The following is a 19,610-nucleotide window of genomic DNA, read 5'->3' as shown; positions in this document are numbered from 1 at the left end:
CTCCATGTTGACCGAAGACGGCAAGCATCTCTACGTCAGCTACGACGAATACCACAACCTGATTGAAAAGCTGGCGATCAAAATCCATCAGTCCGGATGGGCGTTTGACACCATCCTGTGCCTGGCCCGCGGCGGTATGCGGCCCGGGGACATTCTTTCGCGCATTTTTGACAAACCCCTGGCCATCATGTCCACCAGCTCCTACCGGGCCGACGCGGGCACGGTACAGGGCAACCTTGACATTGCCCGCTTCATCACCACGCCCAAGGGTGAGATTGCAGGGAAGGTGCTGCTAGTCGACGATCTGGCCGATTCCGGCCAAACGCTGAACGCGGTGATCCACCAGCTCAAAAACAACTATGCCCCGATCACCGAGCTGCGCAGCGCCGTGATCTGGACCAAGGGTGTGTCGAGCTTCCAGCCTGATTATTCGGTGGAACTGTTGCCGACCAACCCGTGGATTCACCAGCCCTTCGAGGGCTACGACTCGCTGTCGCCTGCGCAGTTGATGGCGAAGTGGAAGTTCTGATCGGCCCCCACGCTTTTCACTTCGTGTAATGCGCTGCCCCCCGAGGGGGCGCATTTTTCCTCGGGGCGGCCCTTCGGAACAATACGGCCCCCCCCGGTCGCTCACTTCGTGTAGCTCCCTGCCCCCGAGGGGGCCGTCCGCCTGTGGCCCGGCGAAGCCGGTTCCACGGCTCCGCTTGCGAAAGACAATGCCTCCGCGGTCGACTTAAAGCCTTCGTTAGCTCTGAGGCATCGATGGATCGGGCTTGCCGTTAATATTCATGGATGACCGACCCATCCACGCATCTGATTCATCATCCTTACAAGCCGCCTGCGGGCTTTGACGCGATTCCACCCGGGGTTTACAAGGCGTCCACCATCGCATTTCCCACGGTGCATGCGCTTCGCAACCGTGACTGGAAACACAAGACCGGTTACACCTACGGCCTGCATGGCACGCCGACCACGTTCACGCTGGAAGAGCGCATTGCTACGCTGGAAGGTGGCAAGCACTGCACGCTGGTGCCCAGCGGTCTGGCGGCCGTGGTGCTGGTCGACATGGCGTTTTTGAAAGCGGGTGACGAACTGCTGATTCCAGACAACGCCTACGGTCCGAACAAGGCCTTTGCCACCAATGAGCTCAAAGGCTGGGGCGTGAGCTTTCAGTACTACGACCCAATGAATCCGGCGGACCTGGCCGCCAAACTGAGTCCCCAAACCCGTCTGGTCTGGCTGGAGGCGCCAGGCTCCATCACGATGGAGTTTCCCGACATGCTGGCGTTGGTGGCCGCAGTCAAAACGCACAATGCGTCGGCGCAGGCGCATCCGCAAGGAACCGTGACAGCGCTCGACAACACCTGGGGCGCGGGCATTGCCTTCAACGCCTTCGCGCTGGGTGCGGATGTGTCGATTCAGGCGCTGACCAAATACCCCAGCGGCGGGGCCGATGTGCTGATGGGCTCGGTGGTGACCCAGGACGAGGCACTGCATCACCTCATTCACTTTTGCCACATGCGTGTCGGCTATGGGGTGAGCGGCAATGACGCTGAGTTTGTGCTGCGCGGCCTGAACAGCATTCACATGCGTTACAGCGCGCAGGATGTCGCCACGCGCGCGTTGGCCGTCTGGATGCAGAGCCAGCCGCAGGTGGCGGCCGTTTTGCACCCGGCCTTGCCGGGCTCGCCCGGTCATGTGTTCTGGCAGCGTGACTGCACTGCAGCGGCCTGTCTGTTCAGCGCGGTGTTCAAGCCTGAACTCTCGCAGGCTCAGGTGGACCAGTTCTGCAACAGTCTGCAGCTCTTCAAACTGGGTTACAGCTGGGCCGGGCCAATGAGTTTATGCGCGCCCTACGACGTGCCCTCGATTCGCACCACTGCGTGGCCGCACAAGGGCGGACTGGTGCGGTTTTCTGTGGGTTTTGAGGCGGTTGCCGACCTGCAGGCTGACCTTCAGCAGGCCCTGCAACAGATGTGAGGCGGTGGCATGCAGCCACCCCGGGCGATGCAGTACAGTAAGGGTTACTTATTCACGAAAGCGACGCTGTGGCAACTCCCAATTACTCCTACGAAAAGCGCCAGAAGGAGCTCGCGAAAAAGCGCAAAAAAGAAGAGAAATTGAAGCGCAAGGCCGAAGGAAAGCCGGATGATGCGGCGGATGAGGCGTCTGGCGATACCGAGACCGATGCGGGCAACCCGGGCGCACCACCCGCTGACCCCGCTGCCTGACCCACCAGCTCACCGCTTTCAGACTTCTCCCGCCATCCCGGCCTCACCGTTCATCGGGGAGCCGGGATTTTTCATTCCAGCAGCCTTTTTGCCAGCGCAGTCATGGCCGCCACACTGCGGTCGCGCGGGGCGATGACCTTGGCTTTGCCGTACTCCACAAAGTTGCGGCGAATGGACTGCAGGTACACCGGGTCGTAGTGCTTGACCAGCAGCTCCTGCACCACAGAAGCCACGTCGCCCGCCTGGGCGCGGGTCTGCCAATCCTGCACAGTTTCCTTGCCACGCGCTTCGGTGAGCGCACCAAGCCGCTCGCAAAAAAACGCAATGTCTTTGACGAAGAAGTCGTAGTCTTCCATCAGCAGCGCAACGCGTTCGCTTTCGGGCAAGTCCAGCTGCAGGCATGGGCTGGCGCGCATCACGCGAATCAGACCTTCCGGCACAGTGACGTTGCCCACCTTTTTGCTTTCGCTTTCGATGTACACCGGCCGGGCCGGATCAAACCCGCGCAGGGCTGCCCAGATCAGGGTGTCAAAGGCCTTTTGAGTGGGTTGGGGCAGGCCGGGGATCATGCCCAGCACTGAGCTGCGGTGGTTGGCCAGTTCTTCCAGATCCAGCACTTGTGCGCCCTCGGCCCGCAGCGCCTGCAGCAGGCGGGTTTTGCCCGAGCCGGTGGTGCCGCAGATCACGCGGTATTGAAAGCGGCTGGCCAGGGTTGGCAGGTCAGCCACCAGCGCCGCCCGAAACGCCTTGTATCCGCCGTCAATCAGTGTGACCTTGAAGCCGATCTGGTCAAGGATGAGCGCCAGCGAGCCGCTGCGCTTGCCGCCGCGCCAGCAGTACACCAGTGGTTGCCATTCGCGTGGTTTGTCGAGCACTTCGCGCTGAATGTGCGTGGCGATGTTCTGGGCTACCAGTGCCGCCCCGAGCTTCTTGGCCTCGAAGGCGCTGATCTGCTTGTACTGCGTACCCACAATTTTTCGCTCATCGTCGTGCAGGCTGGGCCAGTTCACGGCACCGGGCAGGTGGTCTTCGGCGTACTCGCCCTCGCTGCGCGCGTCGATGATGGCAGAGAAACTGCGCAGCTGGCCGAGGGCCTCTTCTGCGGAAATCCGGTCCAGGCTCACTTGATCAGCTTTTTCAGTTCAGGCCACACATTGGCCAGCATCCGGGACTGTGACTTTTCGTTGGGGTGAATGCGGTCGGCCTGAAAGTTCGCGGCCGAATCATCGACGTCGGCAATTCCCTTGAGGAAAAACGGCACCACGGAAACTTTCTCCGCGCGGGCGATCTTGGCAAAGAGGCCTGCAAAAGCGCTGGTGTAGGCGCTGCCGTAGTTGGGCGGCACCTGCATGCCGACCAGCAGCACCTTGGCGCCAGCCTTTTTTGCGGCTTGTGTCATCGCGCTCAGGTTTTGCTCCGTCATGTCGAGCGGCAGGCCGCGCAGCGCGTCATTGCCGCCGAGTTCGATCACCACCACCGACGGTTTGTGCTGTGACAACAGGGCTGGCAGGCGGGAGCGACCTCCCGAGGTGGTGTCGCCGCTGATGCTGGCGTTGACCACCTTCGCACGGGTTTTGGTTTCGGCGAGTTGCTTTTCGAGCAGCTGGACCCAGCCGGTGCCACGGCGCAGCCCGTACTCCGCGCTGAGTGAGTCACCCACAATCAGGACCGTGCCTGGCGCAGTCGGGCCTGCTGCCGCCTGCGCCGGACCCTGCGCCCGGGCGCCAATGGCAAGGCTGGCCAGCATCGCCAGCACCACGCCAGACCGCCACAGTGCCCTTCGGGCGACGCCGGACTTTGCGTGCGGGACATCGCCTGCCGACAAGGGCTTGTTAAAGTCAGAATCTGTCATATCTATTGGCCTGGTTCCTGCGTCCATTCGGTACCGTTCACGTTTTTCAGAAGGCTGGCATGTTTGACCCTGCAATTTCTGCCCCCGGCGCGCCCCTTGCAGCTGATGCAAGCGCGCCTGCCTCTTCAATTATTTCCGTTGAGCACGTTTTCAAGTCGGTCACCGACTCGACTGGCGTGTTGACCATTCTGCGCGATATCCATTTTTCGCTGGCACCGAAGGAAACAGCCGCCATTGTCGGTGCTTCCGGTTCGGGCAAGAGCACGCTGCTGTCCATCATCGCCGGGCTGGACACGCCGACACAGGGCACGGTGCGTCTGGCAGGGCAGGATCTTTTCACGCTCAGCGAGGACGATCGCGCTGCGCTGCGGGCGCAGCAGGTGGGCTTTGTGTTCCAGAGCTTTCAGCTGATGGGCAACCTCACGGCGCTGGAAAACGTGATGCTGCCGCTGGAGCTGTCTGGTGCCCGTAACGCCCGCGCGCAGGCCACCGAAATGCTGGGCCGGGTCGGGCTGGGTGAGCGCCTGGGTCACTACCCAAAGGTGCTGTCTGGCGGTGAGCAGCAGCGGGTGGCGCTGGCGCGTGCCTTTGTGGTCCAGCCGGCGGTGCTGCTGGCCGACGAGCCCACTGGCAGCCTGGACTTCGCCACCGGCGAAACCGTGATGTCGCTGATGTTCGATCTCAACCGGGAACTGGGCACCACGCTGGTTCTGGTCACGCACGACCGTGCCATCGCAGCGCGTTGCGAGCGTCGCATCACCATCGAGGCAGGGCAGATCCGGGCCGAATCGGCCTGATCAAAGCGCGGCCGTCCGGCGCGCCCTGGCAAACTTCTGTTTCGCCAGCGCATCCGGAATGGCGGCCGACAGCACTTCGCGCAGGCCGTCTGCCGTCCAGCTGCGCAGCAGGGCTTTTTTGACCAGTGCGCTGGCCAGCGGTCCGATGGCCGCGGTGAGCTCGGCCTCTATCGTTCCAACCACTTCTGGCGTGAGTGACGCCAGCGCCGCGAAGGACGCCGTGCGCTCAAAGCCCGTCAGGGTGACAGGCGCCGCCGCCGGCCGGTGGCGGGGGTCCAGCACCTCGTAAATGTGGTGCGAGCGCAAGTGTTTGTCCATGTGCACGCCCAGTTCCCGGAACAAGCCCTGGGCGTTGTCAGACAGGCTGCCAATCAGGTCGTGCAGCGCGCGCGTCATGACGATCTGGTTCGGGCGCGCAAAGTCCGTGATGCGCTGGGCCACATTAGCGCCATCGCCCAGCACCAGGGTCTTGCCGTCATCGCCTGTCTGCAGGCGGATCGGCCCCAGATGCAGGCCGATGCGAAGCGCCAGTGCATGACCGCCGCGCTGCAGCAGTTCGCGCAGGCGCAGCGCAGATTCCAGTGCGTCCTCCGGGTCTTCGACAAAGCACATGATCATGCCGTCCGGCGTGTTCATGCGCAGATGCGATGAGTTTTTCAGGGTCTGCGTGCAGGCATCGGCGCAGTCCTGCAACAGCGCTTGCAGTGCCACCTGCCGGCCAGCATCGGCCTTGCCGTCGTTCACGATGCCGAGGGCCAGCAAAGTACCCAGCACAGACCGGTAGCGACTCTTGTCGCCCGGTGCGCCGCGTGACCGCTCCTGTGTGGCGGCCTGTGGGGTTGACGCATTCCCAGACGGTTGCAGCGCCGACATGCTCTGGGTGCGGCTCAGGTCCGTCGCTTCCAGGGCCTGCAGCAGTTCGCCCACATTCTGTGGCCGGCGGCTGGTGTCGAGGTCCAGGCACTGGTCAATGGCTCGCAGAAGGGGCTCGCCGTAGACCAGCCGGTTGCCGGCCTGAACCGCGCGAGGCAGTACGTCACCCTGCAGTCTGGCGGCCGCATCGGTCGGCTCATTGCCCGTGGCCAGCCAGTACATCAGTGCGCCCAATCCATAGATGTCCGTCCACGGGCCTGTGGCCTGGTCCGAGCCGCATTGCTCTGGTGCGGTGAAGCCGGAGGAGGGGCCGCAAGCACCGCGATGCGATGAGGGCAGCGTGACCAGGCACGGTGAGCCACCTGCCCGCATTCGGACGGTTTCGGGGGCAATGCCCTGATGCAGCAAGTCAGCCGAGTGGAGGGCGGCCAACGCTTCCAGCACCGGCCAGACTGTTTTCAGCAGGGTCGGGCGGTCCAGCGGCGGTTGCCGCAACCGCCAGCGGTCCAGCGCATCGCCGTCCTCATGCTGGACCGCGACATAGACACTGCCGTGGCGCCGCTCCTGGCGCAGCGTGCGGGTGATGCTGTCCTGCTGCAAGGCGGCCAGTTTTTCTGCCTCTGCCGTGATCTGCTTGAGGCCTTCTTCGAAAGGCACCAGGTCGTCCGGGCTGCGGATCAGCACCGAGCCGTCGGCCTGGCGTGATGAATAGGCCGCCGGGAAGAACTCCTGCAGCAGCACGGTTTTCCCCAGCACAGCATCCTGTGCCAGATAAAGGATGTCGGCATGGCCCAGCCCCAGCACCTGTTCAATCCGCCAGTCCCCCACCGGGTGTCCGGGCCGCAGCGCATCGGACTTTGGCCGCGCGAAGCCGGCCGCAGCATCGGCCACGCGAACCCGCCCGCTGGTGGCGACTGGCAAGGTCTGCGTCTTGTCGTAGGAGTGCGTCATGAGTGCTGGGTGTGCTGCTGCCCGCAATGCGTCGGCCATCGATCCTTGGAGAATGCCCCGAATGTAATACATTTTGTTACTTATTCGAAGCGGGCTGTGGGTGGAATGCTTGCGGCCACCTGAAGGGTTTCGGTCTGGGGCGGCAGCCCGGGCCGTGCAGGGATAATCAGGCGATGGTTTCCTCTCCCAAAGTGCTTTTCGGTTTTCACGCGGTCGGTGTTCGCATCAAGACGGCCCCCCAGTCTGTTCTGGAGGTATTTTTCGATGCCTCACGGCGCGATGCCCGCATGCGTCAGTTCACCGACCGGGCCCGCGAGGCAGGTGTGCGCCTGATCGAGTCCGACGGTCTGCGTCTGGCCAAAATGTGTGGCAGCCACGGCCATCAGGGCGTGGTGGCGCGGGTCGACGCGCTGGCGCAGGTGAAATCGCTGGACGAATTGCTGGAACAACTGGAAGAGGCGGGCGTGGCCAGCCCGCTGCTGCTGGTGCTCGATGGCGTGACCGATCCCCACAACCTGGGCGCCTGTCTGCGCGTGGCCGATGGTGCGGGCGCCCACGCCGTGATTGCGCCCAAGGACCATGCCGCAGGCATCAACGCCACCGTGGCCAAGGTGGCCAGCGGCGCGGCCGAGACCATGCCGTACTTCATGGTCACCAACCTGGCGCGCACGCTGGGTGAATTGAAAGAGCGCAACATCTGGTGCATCGGCACCAGCGACGATGCCGAGAAAACCATTTACGACGTGGACCTGAAAGGCCCGGTTGCCTTGGTGCTGGGCGCAGAAGGCGAGGGCATGCGCCAGCTCACCCGCAAGACCTGCGACGAGTTGGTCAGCATTCCGATGCAGGGCGCGGTGGAAAGCCTCAATGTGTCGGTGGCCAGCGGTGTCTGTCTGTACGAAGCCCTGCGGCAGCGACGCAGCGCCGGTTAGGCAAAGGCGCAGCAGCAGCGGGCACAGGCCAGCGCATCAGGCCACGGCCTTGGCCAGCATCAGGTAGAGCGGAATGCCCACCAGCAGATTGAACGGGAAGGTAATGGCCAGCGCGGCGGTAATCGACAGAGCTGCATTGGCCTCTGGTACCGCAATGCGCATGGCTGTCGGCGCTGCAATGTAGCTGGCGCTCGCGGCCAGCGTGGCAAGCAGCGCAATGCCGCCGACACTCAGCCCCAGCAGTTTGCCCACCAGCGCGCCGGCGAGTGCCAGCGCCAGCGGTGCCACCACGGCAAAGGCCACCAGCTTCAGGCCGTGGAGTCGCACCTCACCGGCGCGTGCGCCCACCACCAGGCCGAGCTCCAGAAGAAACAGCGCCAGCACACCCTTGAAGGGGTCCATGAACACGGCTTTCAGGGGGGCCATGCCGGCTTCGCCGATCACCGCACCAATCGCAAGACCTCCCACCAGCAGCAGCACCGACTTGCCCAGAAACACGTCGTGGGCGAGCACCTTCCAGTTGGCCGCCCGGCCCGGTTGGGACCAGCGTGCCAGGAAGATGGCCGCGACCAGACCGGGTGCCTCCATCAGGGCCACCCACAGCGCGGCATGGGACTCGTGTTCAACCCCCGCCTTGAGCAGGTAAGAACTCGCTACGGCGAAGGTGACCACGCTGACAGAACCGTAATGGCCAGCCAGCGAGGCGCTGTCGGCGGCCGAGAAGCGCAGCAGCCTCAGCACAGGCACCAGTACAAAGGGAATGGCGAAACCAAGGCCGAGACAGGCCAGCACTTGCGGCGCCAGTTCGGCCAAGGGCTGCCGGCTCAGCTCCACGCCGCCTTTCAGGCCAATGGCCAGCAGCAGATAGAACGACAGCATGTCGTACAGGCCGTCGGGCAAACGCAGTTCGCTGCGCACCAGGCGCGCCACCAGGCCGAGCACAAAGAAAAAGACGAGCGGATCCGTCACGGCGATCCTCCTTCCGGGATGTTGTTATGTGTTTTGTTTTTCCGGCGCGGGATGTCCTGCTTCCCTCTGTTCATCCCTTTTGGCCGGCGAGCGCTACTTTAGAAGTTCTGAACGTACAAGTAAATCCGAATTTAAAATCGTTAAAGTTCGAAAAAATCGAATAATTAAACTGGGTATTCAAAAAGCCTTCTGACGATATTTGTGAGGCGAAGCCTGGGCCAACGGCAGGCGTGCACCGGTACGGCAAGGCTGGAAATCAGATGAACTACAAACACCTTCACTATTTCTGGACCGTGGTTCATACCGGCAGTATTGCGAGGGCCAGCGAGCAACTGCACCTGACACCGCAAACGCTGAGCAGTCAGATCAAGCAGCTGGAGGCGCGCATGGGGCAGTCCTTGTTGCGCAAGGCGGGCAGGGGACTGGAGCCCACCGAAGCGGGCAGGCTTGTCATGCAATACGCCGACGGGATTTTCGCGCTCGGAGGTGAGCTGGAGGTCGCGCTGCGCAGTGGCAAGGACGGCCGGCAGACCCCGCTGTTCCGGGTCGGTATCACCGATTCCGTGCCCAAGTCAGTGGCCTACCGTGTCGTTGAACCAGGCATCCGGTCAGAGCCGTTGCCACGCCTGACATGCACCCAGGGAAAGCTCAGTTCGCTGCTGGCCGAACTGGCTGTTCACCGCCTGGACCTGGTGATTTCAGAGGTGCCTGTGCCAGCCAATCTGAGTGTGCGCCTGTTCAGCCATGCGCTGGGGCAGACCAGCGTCAGTTTTTTCGTCTCACCTGCGCTGCTCAAGAAAGGCGGGCTGCTCCTGCGCGACGCCCGCAAGCGTTTCCCGGCCAGTCTGCAAACACTGCCGCTGTTACTGCCGGGCGCAGAGTCAGCCCTTCGTGGGCGTCTGGAGGGCTGGCTGGTATCGCATGGTCTGGCGCCGCAGGTGAGCGGCGAGTTCAACGACAGCGCGCTGATGAAACACTTTGGCCGCGAAGGGCTGGGCGTTTTCGCCGCACCCACCGTGCTGGAGGCAGAAATCTGTCACCAGTACGGTGTGGTGTCGATGGGTGCTGCGCCGGATTTGCGCGAAGAGTTTTACGCCATTTCCATCGAGCGGCGCATACGCCACCCGGCGATTGCGGCGATCACCGCGTTTGCGCGCAACGAGCTGTTCCACTGACCGGGCTTGTCCACCGGGGCAGGCCGTCAGCTCAGGCTTTCAGATGAGTCCGTGCCAGCCCAGCACGGCACCGGCGCCCAGAAGCCACAGCAGGTGGATGCGTGTGCGCCAGACAATCAGCGCCGTGACGGCTGTGACCAGCCAGATCGGCCAATCTTTCCAGCCGCTACCGTTGGCTGTGGAGAGAATCCAGCTGGTGGCAATCAGCAGCGCCACCACCACCGGCCCCATGCCCTGCTTGAAGGCCCGCACCGCCCTGAGCTCTCGGTTGCGGTGGCCCCAGCGGGCAGCGGTGTAGGTGAGTGTGGTGCTCGGAATCAGGATACCCAGCATGGTGCAGAAAACGCCCAGCAAGCCTGTCAGCATGCCGCCGGCGTTGACGCCGACATTCCAGCCGAGCAGTGCGATGAACAATACATTCGGGCCAGGCGCAGACTGGGCAATCGCAATCGACGCGTTGAACTGCGCATCGGTCAGCCAGTGTTGTTCTTCGACCAGATAGCGATGCATGTCAGGCGCCGTGCTGATGGCGCCGCCCACCGACAGTAGCGAGAGGGACAGGTAGTGCAGAAAAAGGTCCAGCCACTCGGCGGCGCCAAAAACCAGTGAGGGGGGTGCTGTCATGGCTTGAGCCGCCTGAAAGCCAGCACGCAAGACATCCCGCCGAGGCCGATAAGCACATAGGCCAGTGGCAGGCGCAGCAGCGCAATCGCGCAGAACACCACCACGCCGATGGCCGCGCACAGACGCAGCCCGAGCACGTTTTTCTGCAGCGCCCCGAACAGCTTGAGGCCAGTGGCCGCAATCAACCCAGCCGCCACCGCCGCCATGCCGCGCAGCGCACCGGCGACGCCCGGATGGCTGGCCACCTGTGCATAGACCAGCGCGAGGATGAGCACCAGCAACAGGGGCACGGTCAGCATGCCGGCCAGTGCGGCCATTGCACCCTTGAGGCCAAAATACCGGCCCCCCACCATCAGCGACAGATTGACGACGTTCGGGCCTGGCATCACCTGTGCCACGGCCCAGTCCTCAATGAATTCCTCGCGTGTCATCCAGCGTTTTTTCTCGACCAGCTCGCGCTGCACCACCGCCAGGACACCGCCAAAACCCTGCAGCGCCAGCAGGGTGAAGGAAACAAACAGATCAGTGAGCGATTGGGGGCGCGGGCGCTCTTCTGACTGCGCGGTCGGTTCGGAATTCATATGTGTAATTATCGCCGCTGTCTCTGCCAATGAGGGCTGCGCGCCGGGGCATCAGGCTCAGGCAGGCTGGGGCTGTCCCGGCAGGGTGAAGAAGAACGCAGCACCTTTGCCAGGCGCCGATTCAGCCCTGATGTGCCCGCCGTGGCGTTCAATCACCTTCCTTGCAATCGCCAGGCCCATGCCCATGCCGGGGAACTCGTCGGGCCCATGCACGCGCTGGAAAGCGCCAAACAGCTTGTCGGCCCGGGCCATGTCAAAACCGGCACCCTGATCGCGAACCACATACACCGTGTTGCCCGCCGCATCAGGTTCAGGTTCACGCTCAAAGCGGATGTCGGTGACGGCTGTGCCCGTGCTGAACTTCCACGCGTTGTCGAGCAGGTATTCCAGTGCTGCCGAGAGAAGCCGTGTGTCCCCTTGCACCACCATGCCGTCAGCAATCGACAGGCGGGTCTGGCGCGCGGGGTCTGTTGCCTGCAGCCGGGTCATGATGGCTTGCGCGGTGGCGCTGAGATCCACCGCTTCGTTTTTCATGGGCGAGTGCGCCGCACGAGAGAGCACCAGCAGTGCGTCGATCAACTGCGCCATCTGCTTCACACCAGACTTGATGCGGGTGGCGTAGGTGCGGGGCCGCTCTGCGCCTTCTGCGGGCAAGGCCCGTTCCAGCAACTGCGTGAAGCCGTCAATGGTGTTCAGCGGACCCCGAAAGTCGTGCGACACGGTGTACAGCAATGACAGCATCTCCTGCTGTGCAGCGGCAAGCTCGGCGGCTGTCCGTGTCGCCTGTATCTTCAGCGCCGCATGGCGCAGTTGCAATTCCTGGTGCGCGGCCTGCAGGCTCTGCAACTGCTGCAACAGGTCACCCGAAGGCGCAATCACGCCTGACCGCTGGAGCGGGTCTGCTGCGTGGTGCGAATCGGAATGGATCTCGGCCATGGGGGTGGGGATTGGCTGCGGCGGACGCAAGTGGCCGGGCGCGGCAGGGTTGCCTTTCGTTTCCATATTAAACGACCTCGCAAGCCAGCCCAACAGCTATTTTGGTGACGCACAGTCACAACGAAAAGTATCAGCTGGCCGATGTCTCAAGGAAGGGCGCTCCACTGCCTGTGCCACTGGCGACCCTGCCACCGGCCGTGCCTTTGAAGCGTTCACCAGCAGCCGGGCTGCCACCGCGCCAAAATGGTGCTTTATCGCATTGACCTGTCGTCAGTCCCCCTTGCTGGAACGAACCCATGACCACCACCCTCAAGATTGATTTTGTTTCCGATGTCTCGTGCCCTTGGTGTGTCATCGGCCTGAAAGCACTGGACCAGGCCTTGGCCCGCGTTGGTGACGTGGTGCAGGCCGAGCTGCACTTCCAGCCCTTTGAGCTGAATCCGCAGATGGGGCCTCAGGGCCAGGAGATCACCGAGCATCTGACGGCGAAGTACCGCATCTCCGTTGAGCAGGCGAACATCAATCGCGACCGCATCCGTGACCGTGGTGCTGAACTTGGCTTCAAATTCAGCGGCCCCGACGAACCGGGTGGCGGCCGCAGCCGCGTCTACAACACCTTCGACGCGCACCGGCTGCTGCACTGGGCTGAACTGAAAGGGCCCGTGCCGCAGAAAGCGCTGAAGGAAGCGCTGTTCACCGCGTATTTCACAGATGGCCAAAGCCCGGCCTCGCACGATGTGCTGGCTGCCGCGGCGGTGAGAGCCGGTCTGGATGCCACCGAAGCGCGAGAGGTGCTTGAGTCAGGCGCGTACGCTGAAGAGGTGCGCGAGCGGGAGGCGTTTTACCTGCAGCATGGCATCCACTCCGTGCCAGCCGTCATCATCAATGACCGGCATCTGATTTCGGGCGGACAACCACCCGAGGTGTTCGAGCAGGCCTTGCGGAAAATCGCGGCTGAGGCCTGAGGGGCGGCAGTCCGGCTGCTGGTGCTGTGAATGACGGCGTGCGAGGCTCGCCGGTGTTTACCGATTGCCAGACTTGCAATCGAGCTGCGCATCAAACTGACGCCCGCCTTCGGCGTAGTCGCTGTCGGTGACCCGACACCCTGACGCACCCTCGATGGCCCGGCGCAGCAGGGCAGTGCCATCGGTGGTCTGTGGCAGAACCGTAGCGCGGTCTTGCGTCCGGGCGGTCCACGTCCCCGCCGTCAGTGGTGCGACGATCACGGTAATACCATCGATCACCAGCGTACGGGCGCCCGCCTCCGGCGTGGAACTTGCGCAGCCCGTCAATGCCGCGAGTGCGGTGAGCCGTCAGTGTCAGGCAGGCTGTCGCCGTGCGGGTGGAGAGGCGCCGAACCGTACTTGTCACGCTGGAGTCCGCGCATTCGCGGCAGGCGCGCCGCTGACCGGGCTTGCCGCCTTCGGCTCCGGAATCTGTGAGGGGGGCTTGGGCAGCTTGGTGTCCGGGCAGCCGGCGAGCAGCAGCATGACCGGAATGCACAGGGCGGCCAGAAGGTGTTTCATGGTGTGTCCTTTCACAACTTCATCACAACGCCAAAACGCTACAAAGCGGCGAAGCCTTTGAAATATAGTCGGCACGCCAGCCCGATACCAGTGCCCGGCCCCAAGTGGCGGCAACGGCCTACAGGTCGGCGGTGCAGGAGCCGCATCGGGTTTGTCCTACGGCTGCTGCATCGGGTGCCCCAGACAATGGTTCTTCAACTCCGAGGACCTGACCATGCTGATTCGCCGCCACGCCACCCGCGCCCTGCTTGCAACCGTCGCCCTTTCAGGGCTTACCTTTCTTGCCGGATGCGCCATGATGAAACCTGAGTCGAACCTCGTGACATTCACCACGCAGCTGCGAGGGGCCAACGAAGTCCCGCCGAACGCCAGCGCCGGTACGGGCACGGTGGATGCGATTTTTGACAAGAACACCAATCAGCTGCGCTGGAAGGTCAGCTATGCGGGCATGACCGGCCCGGCCACTGCGGCGCACTTTCACGGGCCTGCGGCGGTGGGCGCCAATGCCGGCGTGGCGCTCGGCTGGCCTTCACCCGTGCGCTCGCCGATGGATGGCAGCGCCACGCTGACGCCGGCTCAGGCGGCTGATCTGCTGGCCGGGCGCTGGTATGCCAACATCCACACGGCCGCCCATCCGGGGGGTGAACTGCGCGGGCAGATGACAGTGCGCAACTGATTCTTCTGCCAGCTTGCATGCGGTCGCGTCCATCCCGAAAGGGGTGGGCGCGATTTTTCTTGTCGGTGTATCCGCCGAGAAAAGGCTAAGGCGTAACCGGTCCATCAGGTTGTGCAGGCATTGCGATTGATTTATAGTTGCGTGCGCAACCATCAGTTGAATCGCCCTCAAAGCCATCCATGGTTACGTTATGGTCACACTCGACAGAACCCTGACCTACCGCCTGCACCTGCTGCACAAGCTGACCGATCAGGTCAGCCAGCGCGCCTACCTGAGCGGTACCGGCCTTTCGATGAGCGATGGCCGATGCCTGACGGCTGTTGGCAGCTTTGCGCCGCTCTCGGTGATGGATCTGGCGCAGAAGGCCAACCTGACCAAAGGGCAGGCCAGCCGTGCCGCCCAGTCGCTGGTGGATCAGCTGCTGGTGCGCAAGGTGGCCAGCCCGACCGATGGCCGTGGCGTGGTGCTCACGCTCACGCCCAAGGGCAGGGTGGTGTGGCGCCGCGCCATGGAAGTGGTGGCGCAGCGCAATGAGGAAATTTTCGGGGTGCTGAGTAGTGCTGAGCAGAAGCAGCTGAGCAGCATCCTCGATCGCCTGATTGCGCAGGCCCGGCTGGGCAGCAGCGATGGGCTGGAGGCGACAGGCGAATGACAACGCCACGGAGAGACAACATGACACACCACCACATTCCCTACCTGTCCGGCTTTGGCAACGAATTTGCCAGCGAGGCGGTCGCGGGTGCCTTACCGCAGGGGCGCAATAGCCCCCAGCGGGCCCCGCACGGCCTTTATGCTGAACTGCTCTCGGGTACCGCCTTCACAGCACCGCGCGCCGACAACCGCCGCACCTGGATGTACCGCCGCCAGCCCTCTGTGGTTGCCGGTGCTTACAAGGCGTATGCGCAGCCGCTGTGGACCACCGGTGCAGCCGGTGGTGTGGCGACGCCGCCAGAGCCTTTGCGCTGGCACCCGTTAGCAGTGCCTGAGCAGCCGTTTGATTTTGTGGACGGCCTGCGCACGCTGGCCGCCAATGGTGACGCTGACATGCAGACCGGCATGGCAGCGCTGGTGTATCTGGCCAACCAGTCGATGACGCGGCGCGCACTGGTCAACAGCGACGGCGAGATGCTGCTGGTGCCCCAGCAGGGCCGGCTGGTGCTGAACACGGAGCTGGGCGTGCTCGAAGTCCGGCCCGGCGAGATCGCTTTGGTGCCGCGCGGCATGGCCTTCAGCGTGGGTTTGCCCGACGGGCCTTCACGCGGCTACGTCTGCGAGAACTATGGCGCCCATTTCCGTCTGCCAGAGTTGGGGCCTATTGGCTCCAATGGCCTCGCCAATGCGCGGGATTTTCTGGCACCAGTGGCCGCTTTTGAAGCCGACAGCGACGGCGCTGCAACCCGGCAAGGTGTTGAGCTGATTAAAAAATACGGGGGGCGGCTCTGGTCGGGTACCCAGCCGCACAGCCCGTTCAATGTGGTGGCCTGGCACGGCAATCTGGTGCCCTGCAAGTACGACACCGCGAATTTCATGGTGATCGGCTCAATCAGCCATGACCATCCGGATCCGTCGATCTTCACCGTACTCACGTCGCCATCCGACACTGCGGGCACGGCCAATTGCGACTTTGTCATCTTCCCGCCCCGCTGGCTGGTGGCCGAGGACACCTTCCGTCCGCCCTGGTACCACCGCAATGTCATGAGCGAGTTCATGGGACTGGTGCATGGCCAGTACGACGCCAAGCCCGAAGGCTTCAGGCCCGGGGGGGCGTCGCTGCATAACTGCATGGTGCCGCATGGCCCGGACACGGAAGCCTTCGTGAAAGCCAGCCAGGCCAAGCTGGCGCCCCAAAAACTCGACGACACGCTGGCCTTCATGTTCGAGAGCCGCTACCGCTTTATCCCCACCCCGTTCGCGATGCAGGACGATTTTCTGGACAGGGGGTATGCGAACTGCTGGCAGGGTTTGAGGGACACATTCACGCGTGATTCGCGCTGAATCCGACAGTGCAGGTCTTCCTGCCAGCCGATCGAAGGGCTAATGGCCTGAAAAAGCGGGAAAAACGGGGTGCAACCTTACAATCAAGGGTTACCCATGAACGCCCCTGTTGACGTCTCCTTCTTTGCACGCGCCGCCAAGCCGCTGACCAGCTACCGCAAGTACTGGGCGGCCCGCTTCGGCACGGCCAAGTTTCTGCCGATGAGCCGGGCAGAGATGGACGTGCTCGGCTGGGACAGCTGCGACATCATCATCGTCACCGGCGACGCCTATGTGGACCACCCCAGTTTTGGCATGGCGGTGATCGGCCGCATGCTGGAAGCGCAGGGCTTTCGCGTCGGCATCATCGCCCAGCCCGACTGGCAGAGCGCCGACCCGTTCAAGGCGTTGGGCAAGCCCAACCTGTTCTTCGGCGTGACGGCCGGCAACATGGATTCGATGATCAACCGCTACACGGCGGACCACAAGATTCGCAGTGATGACGCCTACACGCCGGGTGATGTGGGCGGCAAGCGGCCTGATCGCGCAGCCATCGTGTATTCGCAGCGTTGCCGCGAGGCCTACAAGGACGTGCCGATTGTGCTGGGCGGCATTGAAGGCTCGCTGCGCCGCATCGCGCATTACGACTATTGGTCCGACAAGGTGCGCCGCTCCATCGTGGTGGACGCCAAGTGCGACCTGCTGCTCTACGGCAACGCCGAGCGGGCGATTGTCGAGATCGCCCACCGCCTGGCCGCCAAGGAGCCGGTCACGCAGATCACTGACGTGCGCGGCACCGCCTTCATTCGCCGCAGTGGCGACGAAACCGCCCAGGGCTGGTTCGAAATCGACTCCACCAGCGTGGACACGCCGGGCCGAGTCGAGGCGCATGTCAATCCCTACCTGATGATTTCCGAGCAGGCGCGCGAGCAGGGTGCGACCTGTGCCCGTGAGGAAGAGGCGGTTGAGGTGGCAGCGCAGGCCGAGTCAGCCGGAGCCTTGAAAGCCAACCCGGCCATCAAACCCCTGACCTTCGTCCCCAACCCCAGCCTGCCATCCACCGTGCAAACCGCGCAGGGCCGGGTGAAGGTGCCGCCGCGCGACCGCTCGGTGATCCGTCTGCCGTCCTACGAGCAGGTCAAGAGTGACCCGGTGCTTTACGCCCACGCCAACCGCGTGCTGCACCTGGAAACCAATCCCGGCAACGCCCGCGCACTGGTGCAGGCGCATGGCGAAGGCGCCACGGCGCGCGACGTGTGGATCACGCCGCCACCGATTCCGCTGACCATGGAAGAGATGGACTACGTCTTTGACCTGCCGTATGCCCGCTCGCCGCATCCGATCTATGCCGATGAAAACGGCAGCCACGACCACGCCACCAAGATTCCGGCGTGGGAGATGATCCGCTTTTCGGTCAACATCATGCGCGGCTGTTTTGGCGGCTGCACCTTCTGCTCCATCACCGAACACGAAGGCCGCATCATCCAGAGCCGGTCTGAGGATTCCGTGATCCGCGAGATTGAAGCCATCCGCGACAACGTCAAGGGTTTCACCGGCGCCATTTCAGATCTGGGCGGACCCACCGCCAACATGTACCGCATTGGCTGTAAAACGCCGGAGATCGAGGCCGCCTGCCGCAAGCCCAGCTGCGTGTACCCGGGCATCTGTCAGAACCTCAACACCAACCACAACCCGCTGATCAAGATGTACCGCCGCGCGCGTGCGCTCAAGGGCATCAAGAAGATTCTCATCAGCTCTGGCCTGCGCTACGACCTGGCCGTGCAAAGCCCCGAGTACGTGAAAGAGCTGGTCACCCACCATGTGGGCGGCTACCTCAAGATCGCGCCCGAGCACACCGAGCAGGGCCCGCTCACCAAGATGATGAAGCCGGGCATCGGCAGCTATGACAAGTTCAAGCAGATGTTCGACAAGTACAGTGCCGAGGCGGGTAAGAAGCAGTTTCTGATCCCGTACTTCATCGCCGCCCACCCGGGCACCAGCGACGAAGACATGATGAACCTCGCGGTCTGGCTCAAGAAAAACGGTTTCCGAGCCGACCAGGTGCAGACCTTCTACCCGAGCCCCATGGCCACGGCGACGGCGATGTATCACACCCAGCGCAACCCGCTGCGCAAGATCAGCCGCGACAGCGAAAAGGTCGACATCGTCCGTGGCGAGCGTCGCCGGCGCCTGCACAAGGCCTTTTTGCGCTACCACGACCCGAACAACTGGCCTGTGCTGCGTGAGGCATTGAAAGCGATGGGCCGGGCCGACCTGATTGGCAACGGCAAGCACCACCTGATCCCGACCTTTCAGCCGCTGACCGATGGCAGCTACCAGAGCGCACGTCGCAAGAACTCGACCACCGTCGCGCTCAAGACGACCACGCCGGTGAAAGGGCGCATCCTGACGCAACACACCGGTTTGCCGCCGCGTGATCACGGCGTGGGCAAGACACCCGGCGCCGCCGGAAAAACGGCGGGCAAACCCGTTCGGAAGCCGGGCAAACCAGGTCAGCCGCGCTGAGTCGGAGCGGCTCTACCCCTTGTCAGGGGCGAGCGTGTGCAAGGGGATGTCGTGGGCCAGCGCCAGCGCATCCAGCTGCCGTCGGGTCTTGCCGGCCAGCCAGTCGGCGATGGCTTGATGGGTCTCGGGTTTCCACATGCTTTTCATGTCAGATGCGGTGAGTCCCGCGGCCTTGCAAAGGCTGGCCGCGAAGTGGGGCTCGAGTGCAGCCAGTGCCACGCGACCGTCCTTGCAGGCGTAGATGCGGTAACCGGCGTGTCCACCACCGACCGCAGCGCTGGCCGTGGTCAGGCCCCACTGGCGCGGCAGGGCGATAAAGCCCGCCGCCGACGAGAGTGCGACTTCGAGATACACGCCCTTTTCATGGCTGCGCTGGTGCAACACCGCCTGCAGTACGGCTTCACTCGCCATCAATGACCCACCCATGTCGGCGTAGAGCGTCGCGGGCAGATCGAGCCCGGTGATGAGGTCGTTGGCCGCGAGATATGTCAGGTCATGCCCAGGCTCCTCGGCGGCCGCGCCAAGGCTGCCGACGATGGCCACCTGACTCAGCTTTGCGTACTGCTTGTGCAGCGCCTTCCAGGTGAGGCCGAGCTTGATCAGCGCCGAGGGGCGAAACGAGGTGAGCAGGATGTCGGCCCGCGCCAGTTGCCTGTGCAGCGCCTGCTGGCCTTTGTCGGATTTCAGATCGGCGGTGATGACTTTCACGCCCTCATGCAGGTCTGCATAGGCTGGCGGGCTGTAGTGACGCATCGGGTCGCCTGCGGGAGGCTCCAGCTTGATGCAGGTGGCGCCCATCTGCTGGCAGCGCATCAGCGCGGCCGGTCCGGGCAGGTTCAGCGCCAGGCTCAGCACGCGCACGCTGCGCAGGGGTTTAAGGGTTTTCGGCCGTGGTGGTGTGCGAACAGGGGGGGTGGCTGCAGCGGGCATGGCGATGGGTGTCATGGCTTGGCGGGCACCGGCGGCGCCTGCAACCAATCCAATTTA

Annotated in this window: 21 protein-coding genes; 11 read left to right on the top strand and 10 right to left on the bottom strand. The window is 63.5% G+C overall.

Translation table 11 applies throughout. The annotated features are described in order from the left end of the window. Positions 1-4: 4 nt before the first annotated feature. From AAG793_RS04410 to AAG793_RS04400, 3 genes are all read left to right on the top strand, one after another. Positions 5-529 (top strand): phosphoribosyltransferase, encoded by a 525-nt coding sequence (locus AAG793_RS04410; RefSeq protein ID WP_341904550.1) that lies wholly within the window; start codon positions 5-7, stop codon positions 527-529. A gap of 263 nt (positions 530-792) precedes the next feature. Then, the gene (locus tag AAG793_RS04405; protein WP_341904548.1) at positions 793-1,980 is read left to right on the top strand and encodes a PLP-dependent transferase; all 1,188 of its coding nucleotides are present in this window, start codon (positions 793-795) and stop codon (positions 1,978-1,980) included. Between the two features lie 68 nt (positions 1,981-2,048). Beyond that, positions 2,049-2,231 carry a hypothetical protein gene (locus AAG793_RS04400; RefSeq protein ID WP_341904545.1) on the top strand — a complete coding sequence of 61 codons (183 nt, stop codon included), beginning with the start codon at positions 2,049-2,051 and terminating at the stop codon, positions 2,229-2,231. A gap of 71 nt (positions 2,232-2,302) precedes the next feature. Here the strand turns inward: AAG793_RS04400 and mnmH are convergent, their stop codons facing one another. Both mnmH and AAG793_RS04390 read right to left on the bottom strand, forming a co-directional pair. Beyond that, positions 2,303-3,355, bottom strand: a complete 1,053-nt coding sequence (mnmH, locus tag AAG793_RS04395) for a tRNA 2-selenouridine(34) synthase MnmH (protein ID WP_341904543.1) — start codon at positions 3,353-3,355, stop codon at positions 2,303-2,305. Continuing rightward, positions 3,352-3,978 carry an arylesterase gene (locus tag AAG793_RS04390; RefSeq protein ID WP_341905412.1) on the bottom strand — a complete coding sequence of 209 codons (627 nt, stop codon included), beginning with the start codon at positions 3,976-3,978 and terminating at the stop codon, positions 3,352-3,354. The genes mnmH and AAG793_RS04390 overlap by 4 nt, the downstream gene beginning before the upstream one ends. A 164-nt stretch (positions 3,979-4,142) precedes the next feature. Between AAG793_RS04390 and AAG793_RS04385 the strand changes: the two genes are divergently transcribed. Next, positions 4,143-4,880: an ABC transporter ATP-binding protein gene (locus tag AAG793_RS04385; RefSeq protein WP_341904540.1), complete on the top strand. Its 738-nt coding sequence runs from the start codon at positions 4,143-4,145 to the stop codon at positions 4,878-4,880. Here the strand turns inward: AAG793_RS04385 and AAG793_RS04380 are convergent, their stop codons facing one another. Continuing rightward, entirely contained in the window at positions 4,881-6,704 is a 1,824-nt protein-coding gene (locus AAG793_RS04380) for a hypothetical protein (protein ID WP_341904538.1), read from the bottom strand. Between the two features lie 173 nt (positions 6,705-6,877). On the opposite strand from AAG793_RS04380, the gene rlmB reads away from it, so the two are divergent. Next, positions 6,878-7,636, top strand: coding sequence for a 23S rRNA (guanosine(2251)-2'-O)-methyltransferase RlmB (gene rlmB / locus AAG793_RS04375; RefSeq protein WP_341904536.1), 759 nt, complete (start codon positions 6,878-6,880; stop codon positions 7,634-7,636). Between the two features lie 36 nt (positions 7,637-7,672). Here the strand turns inward: rlmB and AAG793_RS04370 are convergent, their stop codons facing one another. Further along, complete coding sequence (locus AAG793_RS04370) at positions 7,673-8,605, bottom strand: sodium-dependent bicarbonate transport family permease (protein ID WP_341904532.1); 933 nt, start codon at positions 8,603-8,605, stop codon at positions 7,673-7,675. Positions 8,606-8,865: 260 nt separating this feature from the next. On the opposite strand from AAG793_RS04370, the gene nhaR reads away from it, so the two are divergent. Further along, a complete protein-coding gene (gene nhaR / locus AAG793_RS04365) occupies positions 8,866-9,780 on the top strand; it encodes a transcriptional activator NhaR (RefSeq protein WP_341904529.1) in 915 nt (304 codons plus the stop codon). A 39-nt stretch (positions 9,781-9,819) separates the two neighbouring features. On the opposite strand, the gene AAG793_RS04360 is transcribed toward nhaR, so the two are convergent. The 3 genes from AAG793_RS04360 to AAG793_RS04350 are packed head-to-tail and all read right to left on the bottom strand — an operon-like array spanning position 9,820 to position 11,921. Further along, complete coding sequence (locus AAG793_RS04360; RefSeq protein ID WP_341904527.1) at positions 9,820-10,404, bottom strand: chromate transporter; 585 nt, start codon at positions 10,402-10,404, stop codon at positions 9,820-9,822. Continuing rightward, positions 10,401-10,985 carry a chromate transporter gene (locus tag AAG793_RS04355; protein ID WP_341904523.1) on the bottom strand — a complete coding sequence of 195 codons (585 nt, stop codon included), beginning with the start codon at positions 10,983-10,985 and terminating at the stop codon, positions 10,401-10,403. Before AAG793_RS04355 ends, AAG793_RS04360 begins: the two co-directional genes overlap by 4 nt. Positions 10,986-11,042: 57 nt before the next feature. Beyond that, positions 11,043-11,921: a HAMP domain-containing sensor histidine kinase gene (locus AAG793_RS04350; protein ID WP_341904520.1), complete on the bottom strand. Its 879-nt coding sequence runs from the start codon at positions 11,919-11,921 to the stop codon at positions 11,043-11,045. A 296-nt stretch (positions 11,922-12,217) separates the two neighbouring features. Between AAG793_RS04350 and AAG793_RS04345 the strand changes: the two genes are divergently transcribed. Further along, complete coding sequence (locus AAG793_RS04345) at positions 12,218-12,886, top strand: DsbA family oxidoreductase (protein WP_341904517.1); 669 nt, start codon at positions 12,218-12,220, stop codon at positions 12,884-12,886. Positions 12,887-12,943: 57 nt separating this feature from the next. Here the strand turns inward: AAG793_RS04345 and AAG793_RS04340 are convergent, their stop codons facing one another. Further along, entirely contained in the window at positions 12,944-13,213 is a 270-nt protein-coding gene (locus AAG793_RS04340) for a hypothetical protein (RefSeq protein WP_341904515.1), read from the bottom strand. A 75-nt stretch (positions 13,214-13,288) separates the two neighbouring features. Continuing rightward, entirely contained in the window at positions 13,289-13,447 is a 159-nt protein-coding gene (locus AAG793_RS04335; RefSeq protein WP_341904511.1) for a hypothetical protein, read from the bottom strand. Positions 13,448-13,661: 214 nt separating this feature from the next. On the opposite strand from AAG793_RS04335, the gene AAG793_RS04330 reads away from it, so the two are divergent. From AAG793_RS04330 to AAG793_RS04315, 4 genes are all read left to right on the top strand, one after another. Then, positions 13,662-14,123, top strand: a complete 462-nt coding sequence (locus tag AAG793_RS04330; protein WP_341904508.1) for a CHRD domain-containing protein — start codon at positions 13,662-13,664, stop codon at positions 14,121-14,123. A gap of 190 nt (positions 14,124-14,313) precedes the next feature. Continuing rightward, positions 14,314-14,775: a MarR family transcriptional regulator gene (locus AAG793_RS04325; RefSeq protein WP_341904505.1), complete on the top strand. Its 462-nt coding sequence runs from the start codon at positions 14,314-14,316 to the stop codon at positions 14,773-14,775. Between the two features lie 20 nt (positions 14,776-14,795). Further along, the gene (gene hmgA / locus AAG793_RS04320; RefSeq protein WP_341904502.1) at positions 14,796-16,118 is read left to right on the top strand and encodes a homogentisate 1,2-dioxygenase; all 1,323 of its coding nucleotides are present in this window, start codon (positions 14,796-14,798) and stop codon (positions 16,116-16,118) included. Between the two features lie 96 nt (positions 16,119-16,214). Beyond that, positions 16,215-18,623: a YgiQ family radical SAM protein gene (locus tag AAG793_RS04315; RefSeq protein WP_341904498.1), complete on the top strand. Its 2,409-nt coding sequence runs from the start codon at positions 16,215-16,217 to the stop codon at positions 18,621-18,623. A 12-nt stretch (positions 18,624-18,635) separates the two neighbouring features. Here the strand turns inward: AAG793_RS04315 and AAG793_RS04310 are convergent, their stop codons facing one another. Continuing rightward, positions 18,636-19,553: a CoA transferase gene (locus AAG793_RS04310; protein WP_341905410.1), complete on the bottom strand. Its 918-nt coding sequence runs from the start codon at positions 19,551-19,553 to the stop codon at positions 18,636-18,638. Positions 19,554-19,610: the final 57 nt, after the last annotated feature.

The organism is Polaromonas sp. YR568, assembly GCF_943372955.1.
Taxonomy (GTDB): Bacteria; Pseudomonadota; Gammaproteobacteria; order Burkholderiales; family Burkholderiaceae_C; genus Polaromonas.
This window is presented reverse-complemented; position numbering and strand designations above follow the sequence as displayed.

What these genes read in the sequence shown, in the direction of transcription:
- AAG793_RS04325 (WP_341904505.1), top strand. Translation starts at nt 14,314, where the DNA reads ATGGTCACACTCGACAGAACCCTGACCTACCGCCTGCACCTGCTGCAC.
- AAG793_RS04385 (WP_341904540.1), top strand. Translation starts at nt 4,143, where the DNA reads ATGTTTGACCCTGCAATTTCTGCCCCCGGCGCGCCCCTTGCAGCTGAT.
- AAG793_RS04315 (WP_341904498.1), top strand. Translation starts at nt 16,215, where the DNA reads ATGAACGCCCCTGTTGACGTCTCCTTCTTTGCACGCGCCGCCAAGCCG.
- AAG793_RS04355 (WP_341904523.1), bottom strand. Translation starts at nt 10,985, where the DNA reads ATGAATTCCGAACCGACCGCGCAGTCAGAAGAGCGCCCGCGCCCCCAA.
- AAG793_RS04380 (WP_341904538.1), bottom strand. Translation starts at nt 6,704, where the DNA reads ATGACGCACTCCTACGACAAGACGCAGACCTTGCCAGTCGCCACCAGC.
- AAG793_RS04310 (WP_341905410.1), bottom strand. Translation starts at nt 19,553, where the DNA reads ATGCCCGCTGCAGCCACCCCCCCTGTTCGCACACCACCACGGCCGAAA.
- AAG793_RS04410 (WP_341904550.1), top strand. Translation starts at nt 5, where the DNA reads ATGTTGACCGAAGACGGCAAGCATCTCTACGTCAGCTACGACGAATAC.
- AAG793_RS04405 (WP_341904548.1), top strand. Translation starts at nt 793, where the DNA reads ATGACCGACCCATCCACGCATCTGATTCATCATCCTTACAAGCCGCCT.
- rlmB (WP_341904536.1), top strand. Translation starts at nt 6,878, where the DNA reads ATGGTTTCCTCTCCCAAAGTGCTTTTCGGTTTTCACGCGGTCGGTGTT.
- AAG793_RS04335 (WP_341904511.1), bottom strand. Translation starts at nt 13,447, where the DNA reads ATGAAACACCTTCTGGCCGCCCTGTGCATTCCGGTCATGCTGCTGCTC.
- AAG793_RS04350 (WP_341904520.1), bottom strand. Translation starts at nt 11,921, where the DNA reads ATGGCCGAGATCCATTCCGATTCGCACCACGCAGCAGACCCGCTCCAG.
- AAG793_RS04330 (WP_341904508.1), top strand. Translation starts at nt 13,662, where the DNA reads ATGCTGATTCGCCGCCACGCCACCCGCGCCCTGCTTGCAACCGTCGCC.
- nhaR (WP_341904529.1), top strand. Translation starts at nt 8,866, where the DNA reads ATGAACTACAAACACCTTCACTATTTCTGGACCGTGGTTCATACCGGC.
- AAG793_RS04345 (WP_341904517.1), top strand. Translation starts at nt 12,218, where the DNA reads ATGACCACCACCCTCAAGATTGATTTTGTTTCCGATGTCTCGTGCCCT.
- AAG793_RS04360 (WP_341904527.1), bottom strand. Translation starts at nt 10,404, where the DNA reads ATGACAGCACCCCCCTCACTGGTTTTTGGCGCCGCCGAGTGGCTGGAC.
- AAG793_RS04390 (WP_341905412.1), bottom strand. Translation starts at nt 3,978, where the DNA reads ATGCTGGCCAGCCTTGCCATTGGCGCCCGGGCGCAGGGTCCGGCGCAG.
- hmgA (WP_341904502.1), top strand. Translation starts at nt 14,796, where the DNA reads ATGACACACCACCACATTCCCTACCTGTCCGGCTTTGGCAACGAATTT.